Genomic DNA, 13422 nt, shown 5'->3' with positions numbered 1-13422 from the left:
GTTAAATCGTATTTTTACCTGAGGTCATTGTTAACCGATGAAGAACCCGCAAACTGGTTGGGATCTACCGCAAATCGTGTTTTTACTGCTGTTTATCAGCCTGACGATCGTGGCATGTTTCTGGGTCGTCCAGCCCTTTATTCTGGGATTTGCCTGGGCCAGCATGGTGGTGATCGCCACATGGCCGCTGATGATTAAAATTCAGGGCTGGCTCTGGGGCCGTCGTGGGCTGGCGGTGCTGGTCATGACGCTGCTGCTGATTCTGGTGTTTATTATTCCTGTCGCCCTACTGGTCAACAGCCTGATAGAGAACAGTGCCCCACTTTTTGCCTGGCTCAGTTCCGGCCACGTGCAGATGCCGGAGTTACACTGGCTGAGAAGCACTCCACTGGTGGGCAGAAAACTCTATTCGGCTTACCACAACCTGGTGGCCGGAGGGGGCTCGGCGCTGATTGCACAGATACAGCCTTATATAGGCCGCACGACCGGATTCTTCTTTGCCCAGGCCGGTCATTTTGGCCGTTTTATGATGCATATTGGCCTGATGTTGCTGTTCAGCGTACTGCTGTACTGGCGCGGTGAGCAGGTCGGCCACGGCATTCGCCACTTCGCTTTTCGCCTGGCCTCGCGCCGGGGAGATGCCGCCGTACTGCTGGCAGGGCAGGCCATTCGCGCCGTGGCGCTGGGCGTGGTAGTTACGGCGTTAGTTCAGGGGGTTCTGGGCGGTATTGGACTCGCAATCTCCGGTATTCCTTATGCAGCCATCCTGACGGTACTGATGATTCTTTCCTGTCTGGTACAGCTAGGCCCCTTGCTTGTGCTGGTACCGGCCATCATCTGGCTGTACTGGAGCGGCGATACCACCTGGGGTACCGTGCTGCTGGTATGGAGCTGCGTGGTCGGCACGCTGGATAATGTGCTACGCCCGATGCTGATTCGCATGGGTGCAGACCTGCCGCTGATCCTGATCCTCTCTGGCGTTATCGGGGGGCTGATTGCGTTTGGTATGATCGGCCTGTTTATCGGTCCGGTGGTGCTGGCGGTCTCTTACCGTCTGGTTTCTGTCTGGGTACATGAAGCCCCGCCACCGGATGAAGACGCCCTGGCGGTGGTGGAAGAACTGGCGGAAATCGAGGCCGAGTCGCACCAGCCAAAAGCATAGTTTCGTCTTGTTTGCAGCCAGAATGCTGGCTGCAAACATTAATATCTGGAATATTTTCTACCGCTAAATTCTGCTTTTCATTAACGGAATTTATCACTAAACCCCGCTTTTTATCCTTTTCAGGCCAGACTCAACACCGTTGCTGATATTTTATTCACCTTATTGCGTTAAAAATCGCCGGTCAGGCAGCAAAGTATTATGACTTTTAAACTAATGAGATGATTCTTAAAGACGTCAGAAACGCGGTTGCATAGTATGGATACCAAGTTTGAAACCGCCTCAACGGTTTCTGAACAAAGCATTTCCCCTGAGTAAAGAATTGCTGTGTGTAGTCTTTGCCCATCCCCTGTGATGGGCTTTTTTTTGTCTGAAATTTGACATAAAAAAAGACGCCCTGCGAGGGCGTCTGTGAAAAAAGGGTCAATTTACTGACAGAAACGGGTTATTGCTTCAGTTCAGCCAGACTCAGCCAGGTTTGTACAACGGTATCCGGGTTCAGTGACAGACTGTCTATCCCCTCTTCCATCAGCCATGCGGCAAAATCCTCGTGATCGGACGGACCCTGCCCGCAAATCCCCACATATTTTCCCTGCTTCTTCGCGGCGCGGATGGCCATCGACAGCAGCGCTTTAACCGCATCATTACGCTCGTCAAACAGCTCAGACACCACACCGGAGTCGCGGTCAAGGCCAAGGGTCAGCTGGGTCATGTCATTGGAGCCGATAGAGAAGCCATCAAAATACTGCAGGAAGTCCTCTGCCAGCAGAGCATTGGAGGGAATTTCACACATCATGATGATTTTCAGCCCGTTTTCCCCGCGCTTCAGCCCCTGACGCTCCAGTTCCTCAACAACGGCCTTCGCCTGGGCCACGGTGCGCACAAACGGCACCATGATCTCCACGTTGGTCAGCCCCATCTCATTACGTACCCGCTTCACTGCCGCGCACTCCAGGGCGAAACAGTCGCGGAAGCTGTCGGCCACGTAGCGCCCGGCACCGCGGAAGCCCAGCATCGGGTTTTCCTCCTCAGGTTCGTAGCGTTCGCCGCCCACCAGATTGGCATATTCGTTTGTTTTGAAGTCGGACAGGCGCACTATCACGCGCTTGGGTGCAAAAGCCGCCCCCAGGGTGGCGATCCCTTCCGTCAGACGACCGATGTAAAACTCCACCGGGTCATCAAAGCCTTTCATCAGCGCACGGATCTGCTGCTGCAGTTCCGGCGTCTGCTGATCGAACTCCAGTAACGCTTTCGGGTGCACCCCAATCATGCGGTTAATAATGAATTCAAGGCGCGCCAGCCCCACACCTTCATTAGGCAGGCAGGCGAAATCAAACGCACGGTCGGGATTACCGACATTCATCATGATCTTCAGCGGCAGCGACGGCATTTCATCCACCTGCGAGCTTTTGACCTCAAAGTCGAGCAACGTGTCGTAAACGTAGCCGGTGTCGCCCTCGGCGCAGGAGACCGTCACCTGATGTCCATCTTTCAGAAGATCGGTGGCGTTACCGCAGCCCACCACCGCCGGGATCCCCAATTCGCGCGCGATAATCGCAGCGTGGCAGGTGCGTCCACCACGGTTGGTGACAATCGCCGAGGCCTTCTTCATGATCGGTTCCCAGTCCGGATCGGTCATGTCGGTCACCAGCACGTCACCTTTTTCGATGCGGTTCATTTCACTGATGTCGTGGATCACCTTTACCTCGCCGGCACCGATGCGGTGGCCAATGGCGCGGCCTTCCACCACGACCTGACCTTTGCCCTGTAGCGTGTAACGCTCCATGACTGAACCGTTCGAGCGAACCGTTTCCGGGCGCGCCTGGACGATAAACAGTTTTCCGGTGTGGCCGTCTTTGGCCCACTCGATGTCCATCGGGCGCTGATAATGTTTTTCAATCTGCACGGCCTGGGCTGCCAGCGCTTCTACTTCGCTGTCAGTCAGGGAGAATCTGTCGCGGTCGGCTTCAGGCACATCTTCAATTCTGACCTGTTCGCCATGCTCCCGCGAGTCGGCATACACCATACGGATCTTTTTCGATCCCATATTGCGCCGCACGATGGCCGGACGGCCTGCAGCCAGCGTTGGCTTATGCACGTAAAATTCATCGGGATTCACCGCCCCCTGCACCACCATTTCGCCTAATCCCAGCGCAGAAGTGATAAAGACCACCTGGTCAAACCCGGACTCGGTATCAATGGTGAACATCACGCCGGAGGACGCGAGGTCAGAACGCACCATCCGCTGTACGCCAGCGGAGAGCGCCACGCCACGATGGTCATAACCCTGATGTACGCGATAAGAGATGGCACGGTCATTAAACAGCGACGCATACACATGCTTCACCGCCACCAGCACGGCATCATAGCCCTGTACGTTCAGGAAAGTTTCCTGTTGCCCGGCGAAGGAGGCATCCGGCATATCTTCAGCCGTGGCAGAGGAACGCACGGCGAACGAGGCCTCAGCATCATCAGCAGAGAGCTGGTTGTAGGCCTCATGAATGGCTTTTTCCAGCGCGGGAGTAAAGGGCGTTTCAACGATCCACTGACGGATCTGCTTACCTGCCTTCGCCAGCTCATCAACATCATCAATATTGGTCTTATCCAGCAGATCGTAGATACGCTGATTGACGCCGCTTTGATCGAGAAACAGGTTAAACGCTTCTGAGGTTGTCGCAAAACCGTTAGGCACGGAGACGCCCAGAGACGACAAGTTAGTAATCATTTCACCCAGAGAGGCATTTTTCCCTCCCACCCGATCCACATCGTTCATGCCAAGCTGGTCATACCAGAGCACAAGCGGCAATTCGCCTTTATTGGACATTGAAGCAATCCTTGTAAGATTTAATTTAAGAATATTAGGGACACAGCATTGCTTTCTGAGACTGGCACAAATGGACAGGATTGATAAAGTGTTGAATCGTTCAAGCAGACGATAATTTTATTTTTTAAGAATACTCCGCGTTAAAATCCGCGTTGCGCAACAGGGTGAATAATAAATTAATGCTAATATTCAACGACATATAACCAATGGAATAGCAGAAGGAAAATAGCACTTGCGCAACGAAAAAAGGATTCCCTGAACGCATATTTTTAACGCTAAGGGCGGTAAAAATGAATAGTAAAAAGAAACATCATTTCAATTTATACTCTCTTCTACGATTCGTCTTATTTTATAAAAATAAAAAGTTCATATCACTATATAATGAATTTTTTATTTTGTTTTGCAGGTGGAATCACCATTTGCTTTATCGATGCAAATTAATTTAGTCTGCCATTACCCCCCGTATGCGGAGACAAAATGGACGTGAACGCCGAACGCAGTGTTTTTTATATTTCAGACGGTACGGCCATTACGGCCGAGGTACTGGGCCATGCCGTCCTGTCCCAGTTCCCTGTTGCCACCCAGAGTGTCACCCTGCCGTTTGTGGAAACGGTGCAGCGGGCTCAGGCGGTCAAAGCGCAGATCAATGCGCTGTATCAGCAGAGTGGCGTTCGCCCGCTGGTATTTATTTCGATTGTTACGCCAGAAATCCGCGACATTATTTTACAGAGCGATGGTTTCTGTCAGGATATTGTCCAGTCCCTGGTGGCCCCGCTCCAGCAGGAGTTGGGGGTCGAACCGGACCCGATAGCCAATCGCACCCACGGCCTGACGGCCGGTAACCTGGGCAAATACGATGCCCGCATCGCGGCCATTGACTACACCCTGGCGCATGACGACGGGATCTCATTGCGCGGGCTGGAAGCGGCTCAGGTGATCCTGTTGGGGGTATCACGCTGTGGCAAAACGCCCACCAGCCTCTACCTGGCGATGCAGTTCGGCATCCGCGCCGCCAACTATCCGTTTATCGCTGACGATATGGATAACCTGAAGCTGCCTCCGGCGCTGAAGCCCTTCCAGAATAAGCTGTTCGGCCTGACGATTGACCCGGAGCGGCTTGCCGCTATCCGTCAGGAGCGCGCGGAAAACACCCGCTATGCCTCAATGCGCCAGTGCCGTCTGGAGGTGGGTGAAGTGGAAGCCCTGTTCCGCACCCATCAGATCCGCTACCTCAACAGCACCAATTATTCCGTAGAAGAGATCGCCACCAAAATCCTCGATATCATGGGTCTTACCCGACGGATGTACTGATTTTTCCGGCTCCTCCCGGGATCTCAGGAGCCGGAAATGCTATTCCCCTGCTGTTTTGCGGTTGAAATCATCGCGGTTTGGTTTATGGTGAACGCCATTACTTCCCGGTATTCCTGCCGCTGTGAAGACAACATTTTAGAGACGCCCATGAACAAAACAGATGAACTGCGGACCGCGCGCATCGACAGCCTGGTGACGCCTGCTGAACTGCAGGACCGCCTGCCGATCACTCCGTCCATCGTCCAGAATGTCACCACCTCACGTCAAAAAATTGCCCGCATCCTTAACGGTGAAGATCCGCGCCTGCTGGTGGTCGTCGGCCCCTGCTCGCTGCACGATCCTGCCGCCGCGCTGGAGTATGCGGAGCGGCTGAATACCCTGCGGGATAAATATAGTCAGCGCCTGGAAATCGTCATGCGCACCTATTTCGAAAAACCACGCACGGTAGTGGGCTGGAAAGGGCTGATTTCCGATCCTGACCTGGACGGCAGCTTCAGGCTCAACCACGGGCTGGCCGTGGCGAGGAAGCTGCTGCTGGATATCAATGCGCTGGGGATGCCGACCGCCACTGAATTTCTGGATATGGTGATCGGGCAATTTATTGCCGACCTGATCAGCTGGGGGGCCATTGGTGCCCGCACTACGGAGAGCCAGATCCATCGCGAAATGGCGTCTGCCCTCTCCTGTCCGGTAGGTTTCAAAAACGGTACTGACGGCAATACGCGTATAGCGGTGGATGCTATCCGGGCCGCACGCGTCAGCCACATGTTTCTGTCGCCCGATAAACGCGGACAGATGACCATCTATCAGACCAGCGGCAATCCTTCCGGGCATATCATTATGCGCGGCGGCAAAACACCGAATTACCATGCTGAGGATATTGCGGATGCCGTGGCCCACCTGCGCGAGTTCAACCTGCCGGAGCAGCTGGTGGTCGACTTCAGCCACGGTAACTGCCTCAAACAGCACCGCCTGCAAAAAGCGGTGGCGGACAGTATCTCGCAGCAGATCCGTCAGGGTTCAAGGGCCATTGCCGGCGTGATGATTGAAAGCTTCCTGCAGGAGGGCACGCAGAAGGTCATACCTGATACCCCGCTGGTTTATGGCCAGTCGATTACTGACCCCTGCCTGGGCTGGGATGACACGGCCAGCGTCCTGCAGCAGCTGGCGGACGCCGTCGACAGCCGCTTCTGACCTCAGAGCCGGCCCCTTCCGGGTCGGCTTTTTCCGCTCTCTGCCCCGCTTTGCGTAAACTGTTACTTCCGCGTTAATTTTACTTGCACCCCGCCGCCTTTCATTGATAATGATTATCATTATGATAATGAATCCCCTTTCCCTTTAGCGGCTTCCGTGAGGACACAGCAATGACAGCACACTACCCGCACTATTGTGAATTAAAACAACAGCACCCGGAAAAATACGCCCGCGACCTGGCGGCGATAATCGGGATCAGTGAGGCTGAACTGACGGTGGCCCGCATCGGCCATCAGGCTCAGGCGCTGCGTCCGGCGATGCGTGAGCTGCTGCACGCGCTGGAAGCCGTGGGAGAAACTAAATGTATCACCCGCAACGATTATGCCGTGCATGAGCAACTCGGCGTGTTCAGCAATATTCACCTTAACGACCATGCCGGTATCGTACTGAATCCACGCGCGCTGGATCTGCGGGTGTTCGTCAATCAGTGGGCCAGCGTTTTTCATCTGCAGGAGATGACCACTCACGGCGAGCGTCAGAGCATTCAGTTTTTTGATCTGCACGGTGACGCCGTGCTGAAAGTGTATGCCACCGGGAATACCGACATGGCCGCCTGGCAGCAGCTGATTACCGGTTACCAGACAGAAGCGCCAGCCTCATTCAGCGTGACTGCCGCTGTCCCGGCCTCCTTTGCCGGTGAGACTGATGCCGCGTGCATCGAGTCCGAATGGCGGGCAATGACCGACGTACATCAGTTCTTCCGCCTGCTGAAAAAACATGCCGTCTCACGTCAGCAGGCCTTCCGTGCAGTTAGCGATGACCTGGCGCAGCAGGTCAGCAATCAGTCGCTGGCCTCGCTGCTCGAACTGGTGCGACAGGATGGCAATGAAATCATGATTTTTGTCGGCAACCGCGCCTGCGTTCAGATATTCACCGGCCCGGTGGAAAAAGTCCTGCCGATGCGTAACTGGCTGAACGTCTTCAATCCGGCCTTCACCCTGCATCTTCAGGAAGAGCAGATTGCTGAAAGTTGGATCACCCGCAAGCCGACCGCCGATGGGATGGTTACCAGCCTGGAGCTGTTTGCGGCCGACGGTACGCAGATTGCCCAGATCTACGGTCAGCGCAGCGAAGGCCAGCCGGAGCAGACGCGCTGGCGTGAGCAGCTAGCCTCGCTCAGTGCGGAAGGAGCCAGCGTATGAAAGCCCGCTTTATCGCCCTGCTCATCCTGCCGCTGGCGTGGACGACCGCCGCCGCAGAACGAATCGTCAGTATCGGTGGGGATGTTACGCAGATCATCTACGCCCTGGATGCCCAGCAGGCGCTGATAGCACGCGACAGTACCAGCCTGCATCCGGCCGTGGTCAAAAAACTGCCTGACGTGGGCTACATGCGTCAGCTGAATGCAGAAGGGATCCTGGCGTTGAAGCCCACCCTGGTAATCGCCAGCGAACTGGCTAAACCTGCGCTGGCGCTGCAGCAGGTCGCGCAAAATGGCGTCAACGTGGTTGATGTCACCGGAAGAGCCGATATTGCCGCCATCAGTGAAAAGATTGCAACGGTCGCCGCCACCCTGCACCGGGAAGAGGCCGGGAAAGCGTTACAGGACCGGATCAAAAAGCAGCTGGCCAGCATTCCGGCTAATCCCCTGCCGGTAAAAGTGCTGTTTATCCTCGCTCATCAGGGCATGGGCACCATGGCCGCGGGCAGCGACACCTCTGCAGATGCGGCGATCCGGGCCGCCGGCCTGCAAAATGCGATGGCCGGCATCCGCCGCTATCAGCCGCTGTCGCAGGAGGGGGTGATCGCCAGTGCCCCGCAGCTGATTGTGGCAACGCGAGACGGTATCAAAACGCTGGGCGGTGAAGCGAACCTGTGGAAACTGCCGGGTATCGCACTGACGCCGGCAGGTAAGGATCAGCAGCTGCTGGTGGTGGATGACATGGCGCTGCTGGGCTTTGGTATTGACACCCCGGGAGCGATCCTGAAACTGCGTCAGGCGGCGGAAGCCCTGCCGTGATGCCGGTCAAAATGCTACGCTGGCTCGGCGTGCTTTTTCTGCTGCTGATCGTGTTTGCCATCAGCGCGGCGAACACCGGCGCGATGTCGCTGACGCTTCCCGTACTGTGGCGATCCGGTCCCGACAGCAGCCTGTGGCAAATCTGGTTTACCATCCGCCTGCCCCGGGTGCTGCTGGCGGTGATAGTTGGCGGGGCGCTGGCGCTGTCCGGCTGCGTGATGCAGGGACTGTTCCGCAATCCGCTGGCCGACCCCGGTCTGCTTGGGATCAGCAGCGGTGCAGCGCTGGCCGTGGCGATCTCAATCGTACTTTCTCTGTCATTACCCGGCGTGCTGATGCTCTACCTCCCTTTACTGGCCGCCTTCCTTGGCAGCCTGGCGGTGACGCTGGTGATCTTCCTGCTGAGCCGGCAGGGACTGACCGGTCTCAGCCGCCTGCTGCTGGTGGGTATTGCTATTAACGCCCTGTGCGGCGCGGCCGTGGGGGTACTCTCCTGGCTGAGTACCGACCAGCAGCTGCGCCAGCTGTCACTGTGGGGCATGGGCAGTCTGAGTCAGGCGCAGTGGCCAACGGTGCTGGTCTGTGCCTCGGTGGTACTGCCCTGTATGGTGCTGGTTCAGCGGCTGGCCACCCGCCTGAACCTGCTCCAGCTGGGCGAAGAAGAGGCGCATTATCTGGGTGTGGACGTACCGCGTACGCAGCGCTACCTGCTGGTACTGAGCGCCTTCCTGGTGGCCTCTGCCGTTGCCGTCAGCGGCGTGATCGGCTTTATTGGCCTGGTCGTACCGCATCTGATGCGCTTCTGGCTGGGCAGCGACCACCGCTGGCTGCTGCCTTCGTCACTGATGAGCGGGGCGATCCTGCTGCTGCTGGCCGATACGCTGGCGCGTACCCTCGTCGCCCCGGCGGAAATGCCGGTGGGTCTGCTGACCAGCCTGATCGGTGGCCCCTGGTTCCTGTGGCTGATCCTGCGCCGCCGCGGAGGTCTTAATGGTGAATGAACTGAGTGCCAGCGGGTTGAGTTACCGGCGTGACCAGCGCTGGCTGATCGACGATGTTTCACTTACCCTGAAACCGGGCGAACTGGTCTCACTGATCGGCCCGAACGGGGCGGGAAAGTCTACCCTGCTGCGCCTGCTGACCGGGTTTATCACCCCTCAGCGCGGTGAGTGCCGGCTACACGGTGAGCCACTGGCGCAGTGGTCGGCAGCCCGTCTCTCTCAGCAGCGCGCGGTCATGCGCCAGCAAAGTAGCATGGCATTTCCGCTTAGCGTATTTGATGTGGTCGCGATGGGCCGGGCCCCCTGGCCGGGCCCGGTGCGGCCGGTGGTGGACGCAGTAATGGCGCTCACTGGCTGTGACCGACTGGCGCGCCGCGACTATCTGCAGCTGTCCGGTGGTGAACAGCAGCGGGTGCAGCTTGCCCGGGCGCTGGCCCAGCTGTGGCGGCAGAACGGCCCTTCCGGCTGGCTGTTTCTGGATGAACCCACGTCAGCGCTGGATCTTTACCATCAGCAGCACCTGTTACGTTTGCTGTCTCAGCTGACGCAGCAGTATCCCCTCAGCGTCTGCTGTGTTCTGCACGATCTGAACCTGGCTTCGCTGTGGTCCGACCGGGTAATGCTGCTGGCAGAGGGGCGACTGGTGGCCGAGGGGCGCCCGCAGGCGGTGCTGAATGAAGCCACGCTGACGCGCTGGTATCATGCTGACGTAATAGTGCATCCCCACCTGACTGAAGGCGTCCCTCAGATCGCGCTGCGCCGCTAGCTGGAGCAGCTCACTTCCAGTTTTTTACCCCACTCAGGCGGGCGACGTGTCAGATCGCTAAACTCTGGCGCGTCGTCAAACGGCCGCAGCAGCGCCTGATGCAGCCGGGTCAGCACGCTGATATCGTCCTGCTCTGCCTGTTCTATCGCCTGCTGCGCGAGGTAGTTGCGCAGGACCAGCGCCGGGTTGGCTCGCTTCATTGCCTGCTGGCGCTCGTCGTCGCTGCGCTCCTCCTGTAACAGCCGCTGACGGTATACGTTGTACCAGTCGTCGAACGCCTCCCGGTCTATAAACTCATCACGCAGAGGCGAACGCGACGCCTGTTGTTCCGTCTGGCTCAGCTGCCGGAAGGTGCGGGTATAATCACTCCCCTCTTTCGTCATCAGCGACAGCAGGCCGGTCAGGATATGATTATCGTCTTTACCGGCCGTCAGCAGACCCAGCTTCGCCCGCATCTTTTCCCCCCAGCAGCGCATCAGCTCTGTTTCATACCCAGAGAGCGCCTGTTTTAACTGTTCAGTGCTCATCAGCCCCGACAGCGCGTGCGCCAGACGGTTAAGGTTCCACAGACCGATCATCGGCTGGTTTTCAAAGCTGTAACGCCCCTGGTGATCGGAGTGATTGCAGATAAAGCCCGGCTGATAATCGTCGAGAAAACCATAGGGACCATAGTCCAGGGTCAGACCGAGAATCGACATGTTATCGGTGTTCATTACCCCGTGCGCAAATCCCACGCTCTGCCAGCTGGCGATCAGCCGTGCAGTGCGCTTCACCACGTCGCTGAACCACAGCAGGTACTTATCCGACTCCTGCTGCCACTGTGGCCAGTGATGGTGGATCACGTAGTCGGCCAGCTGGGTTACGGCATCCTGCTGGCCAAGGTAATAAAAGTGTTCAAAGTGGCCAAAACGCACGTGACTCTCTGCCACGCGCAGCAGCATGGCACCCGGCTCTGCCGTTTCGCGGTAGACGGGTTCATCACTGGTCACCACCGTCAGCGCGCGCGAAGTGGCAATGCCCAACGCCTGCATCGCTTCTGAGGCGAGGAATTCACGTAGCGTGGATCGCAGCACTGCACGGCCATCCCCCATTCGTGAATAAGGTGTCAACCCGGCCCCTTTCAAATGCCAGTCAACCTTGCGGCCGTCAGAGAGCTGCTGTTCGCCCAGCAGCAGGCCACGCCCGTCACCGAGCTGACCGGCCCAGACGCCAAACTGATGCCCGCTGTAAACCTGTGCCAGAGGCTGCATACCAGCCATAAGGTTCTCACCGCTCCACAGACCCACGTTCTCCGCACTGAACAGGCTGTCATCCAGCTCCAGCTCCTGCGCCAGCGGCGCGCTGTGATACAGCAGGCGAGGGTTTTTTAACGGCGTTGGCTGTACCGCAGTGTAAAACCCGTTCATCTCCCGGTACCAGGTGTTATTAAATTGCATGGCGCCTCCGTCAGTGCCAGTGGGAACATCCCCGCAGGCACAGACAGTGTAGTGCGCCACGAGGTTGCCAAACACAGAGAGTTTACAGGGTTATTGCAGCACCCGCTCCCGCAGAGGGACGGGAGATTGGGTCAGAAGCATCAACTCGTCTTCGCAGACGGAGGGGAACAGCGCGCTTTGAATACCGTCGAAGGGATAGTCGCGCACTTTCTGCAGGCTGGGTAAATCATCCGCACCCTGAATAACAATTTCCTGGCAGTGGGGTTTGACATGGTCAAGGATAGCGCTGATAAACGGATGAAAAGATAACCGCTTAATATTGTGCTGAATAAAACCCCTGTCCAGCTTAATACGATAAAACAGATCGTCAAAAACGGCTTTTGACGTCGTCTTTCCGGCTCCATAGTTATTCAGACTTAAGTTAAATTTCTCACTCAGCGCCAGCAATATACTATTATCTCTGCCGGCATTTAAACCGGGAAAGCTTTCGCTGATTTCCAGCTCAATGCAATCCAGCTGGCGCATTTTTTTCAGAATAAACTCACTTTCGAGGATCGTCCGGGCCAGTGGCATATCAATATTTATAGCCACTTTAATTTCATGGTTACTAAAAAAATCGGAGTGTTTGTCAAGAAGATTAATTTGCTGCTGCAACAACAGGATACGCTGGCGGTCATTTAATAATGCCGTCATGATCTCCTGGGGCATAGCCAGATGGCTGCCTGCATGAGTAAAGTGAGTTAACATTTCAACAGACGTCAATCGCCCGCCAGGACTGTATACCGGGCAAAATGCTGTGTAAGTTGTACAATCCGCTTCCAGAAAGATGTTCATCTTATTCGCCATTATTAAGCGGCACTCACCGCATCCTATATCAACCATATAGGACAAGCAACAGCGTAAAGAGACTGTCACGTTGCGGAAATTCAATTGCAGTGTGCTTTTGCTTGTAATCCAGATCGTTAAGCTAACACAAAACTGACATAAACGATGCTTCTTGATATCACTAACCTGACATCATGAATTAATGACGGGTTTCTTTTTACGTTACATTTACTAAAAAGTGGTCAGATGTCACCTGAAATGGGTACTGAGAGGAATTATGCGAAAAGATGTATTTTAAATTCCTTTCGCATATTCAATCCAGGCTGCTGCCTATTAACGCCGGTGGAGAAAGTTATTGTTGGTGGTTAAATACGCCGGGCCTGCCAGAAAACTTTTCGCCAGTAGACATTATCCAGGGACGATCGTGTAACCCCCTGACTGGTAGAAGCATGGATAAACTGGTTATCCGTATCGTAAATGCCGACGTGCAGGCCATTTTCCCCGCTGCCCGTTTTGAAAAAAACCAGATCCCCGGGTAACAGCTGGGATTTGTCGATCTTGGTGCCAATGTCGGTCTGGGCTGTCGTCGTGCGGGGTAACTGCATATTAAAACGATCGCGGAAGGTGAGATAAACAAAACCGGAGCAGTCGACGCCACCGCGACTCATACCGCCATAGCGATAGGGAGCCCCCCGCCACTGGCCAAGCTGGTCGTTCAGCTGGGCAATCACCGTGATGGAGTCTGAGAGCCGCCCGTCCGGCGCAGGCGCGCGACTGCTACAACCCGCCAGAAGAATGACTATAAGCACCAGCCAGAAACGCATAACGACTCCCTCAGTAAAAAACAATTGGTAACTGTACGATAATAGCAACTGTCCGCGCCCGG

11 protein-coding genes are annotated in these 13422 nt (G+C 56.0%); 7 read left to right on the top strand and 4 right to left on the bottom strand.

Annotated features, from left to right (window positions below; all coding sequences use genetic code 11):
• Nucleotides 1-37: 37 nt before the first annotated feature.
• Nucleotides 38-1162 (top strand): AI-2E family transporter YdiK, encoded by a 1125-nt coding sequence (ydiK, locus tag ACZ3HG_RS01960; RefSeq protein ID WP_191932183.1) that lies wholly within the window; start codon nt 38-40, stop codon nt 1160-1162.
• 442 nt (nt 1163-1604) lie between these two features.
• Here the strand turns inward: ydiK and ppsA are convergent, their stop codons facing one another.
• Nucleotides 1605-3983, bottom strand: coding sequence for a phosphoenolpyruvate synthase (gene ppsA, locus ACZ3HG_RS01955; protein WP_191935970.1), 2379 nt, complete (start codon nt 3981-3983; stop codon nt 1605-1607).
• 477 nt (nt 3984-4460) lie between these two features.
• Here ppsA and ppsR point away from each other — a divergent pair, with 477 nt between their 5' ends.
• From ppsR to ACZ3HG_RS01925, 6 genes are all read left to right on the top strand, one after another.
• Complete coding sequence (gene ppsR, locus ACZ3HG_RS01950) at nt 4461-5294, top strand: posphoenolpyruvate synthetase regulatory kinase/phosphorylase PpsR (RefSeq protein ID WP_191932181.1); 834 nt, start codon at nt 4461-4463, stop codon at nt 5292-5294.
• Between the two features lie 147 nt (nt 5295-5441).
• Nucleotides 5442-6488: a 3-deoxy-7-phosphoheptulonate synthase gene (locus ACZ3HG_RS01945; RefSeq protein ID WP_191932180.1), complete on the top strand. Its 1047-nt coding sequence runs from the start codon at nt 5442-5444 to the stop codon at nt 6486-6488.
• A gap of 170 nt (nt 6489-6658) precedes the next feature.
• Nucleotides 6659-7690 (top strand): hemin-degrading factor, encoded by a 1032-nt coding sequence (locus ACZ3HG_RS01940; RefSeq protein ID WP_465331606.1) that lies wholly within the window; start codon nt 6659-6661, stop codon nt 7688-7690.
• A complete protein-coding gene (locus ACZ3HG_RS01935; RefSeq protein WP_191935972.1) occupies nt 7687-8508 on the top strand; it encodes a heme/hemin ABC transporter substrate-binding protein in 822 nt (273 codons plus the stop codon). The genes ACZ3HG_RS01940 and ACZ3HG_RS01935 overlap by 4 nt, the downstream gene beginning before the upstream one ends.
• On the top strand, nt 8508-9509 hold the full coding sequence (locus tag ACZ3HG_RS01930) for a FecCD family ABC transporter permease (protein WP_465332552.1): 1002 nt from the start codon (nt 8508-8510) through the stop codon (nt 9507-9509). Before ACZ3HG_RS01935 ends, ACZ3HG_RS01930 begins: the two co-directional genes overlap by 1 nt.
• Nucleotides 9499-10275, top strand: coding sequence for a heme ABC transporter ATP-binding protein (locus ACZ3HG_RS01925; protein WP_191932177.1), 777 nt, complete (start codon nt 9499-9501; stop codon nt 10273-10275). The genes ACZ3HG_RS01930 and ACZ3HG_RS01925 overlap by 11 nt, the downstream gene beginning before the upstream one ends.
• On the opposite strand, the gene ACZ3HG_RS01920 is transcribed toward ACZ3HG_RS01925, so the two are convergent.
• The 3 genes from ACZ3HG_RS01920 to ACZ3HG_RS01910 form a co-directional block, all read right to left on the bottom strand.
• A complete protein-coding gene (locus tag ACZ3HG_RS01920) occupies nt 10272-11711 on the bottom strand; it encodes a protein adenylyltransferase SelO (RefSeq protein ID WP_191932176.1) in 1440 nt (479 codons plus the stop codon). The genes ACZ3HG_RS01925 and ACZ3HG_RS01920 overlap by 4 nt on opposite strands.
• Before the next feature lie 90 nt (nt 11712-11801).
• A complete protein-coding gene (locus tag ACZ3HG_RS01915) occupies nt 11802-12545 on the bottom strand; it encodes an EAL domain-containing protein (RefSeq protein ID WP_465331603.1) in 744 nt (247 codons plus the stop codon).
• A gap of 356 nt (nt 12546-12901) precedes the next feature.
• Complete coding sequence (locus ACZ3HG_RS01910) at nt 12902-13360, bottom strand: NlpC/P60 family protein (protein ID WP_191932174.1); 459 nt, start codon at nt 13358-13360, stop codon at nt 12902-12904.
• Nucleotides 13361-13422 lie beyond the last annotated feature (62 nt).

The organism is Erwinia sp. PME.40.26/001 (genome assembly GCF_055556675.1).
This window is presented reverse-complemented; position numbering and strand designations above follow the sequence as displayed.

Excerpts from the sequence above, each read along its gene's own strand:
- ydiK (WP_191932183.1), top strand. The coding sequence starts at position 38 with ATGAAGAACCCGCAAACTGGTTGGGATCTACCGCAAATCGTGTTTTTA.
- ppsA (WP_191935970.1), bottom strand. The coding sequence starts at position 3,983 with ATGTCCAATAAAGGCGAATTGCCGCTTGTGCTCTGGTATGACCAGCTT.
- ppsR (WP_191932181.1), top strand. The coding sequence starts at position 4,461 with ATGGACGTGAACGCCGAACGCAGTGTTTTTTATATTTCAGACGGTACG.
- ACZ3HG_RS01945 (WP_191932180.1), top strand. The coding sequence starts at position 5,442 with ATGAACAAAACAGATGAACTGCGGACCGCGCGCATCGACAGCCTGGTG.
- ACZ3HG_RS01940 (WP_465331606.1), top strand. The coding sequence starts at position 6,659 with ATGACAGCACACTACCCGCACTATTGTGAATTAAAACAACAGCACCCG.
- ACZ3HG_RS01935 (WP_191935972.1), top strand. The coding sequence starts at position 7,687 with ATGAAAGCCCGCTTTATCGCCCTGCTCATCCTGCCGCTGGCGTGGACG.
- ACZ3HG_RS01930 (WP_465332552.1), top strand. The coding sequence starts at position 8,508 with ATGCCGGTCAAAATGCTACGCTGGCTCGGCGTGCTTTTTCTGCTGCTG.
- ACZ3HG_RS01925 (WP_191932177.1), top strand. The coding sequence starts at position 9,499 with ATGGTGAATGAACTGAGTGCCAGCGGGTTGAGTTACCGGCGTGACCAG.
- ACZ3HG_RS01920 (WP_191932176.1), bottom strand. The coding sequence starts at position 11,711 with ATGCAATTTAATAACACCTGGTACCGGGAGATGAACGGGTTTTACACT.
- ACZ3HG_RS01915 (WP_465331603.1), bottom strand. The coding sequence starts at position 12,545 with ATGAACATCTTTCTGGAAGCGGATTGTACAACTTACACAGCATTTTGC.
- ACZ3HG_RS01910 (WP_191932174.1), bottom strand. The coding sequence starts at position 13,360 with ATGCGTTTCTGGCTGGTGCTTATAGTCATTCTTCTGGCGGGTTGTAGC.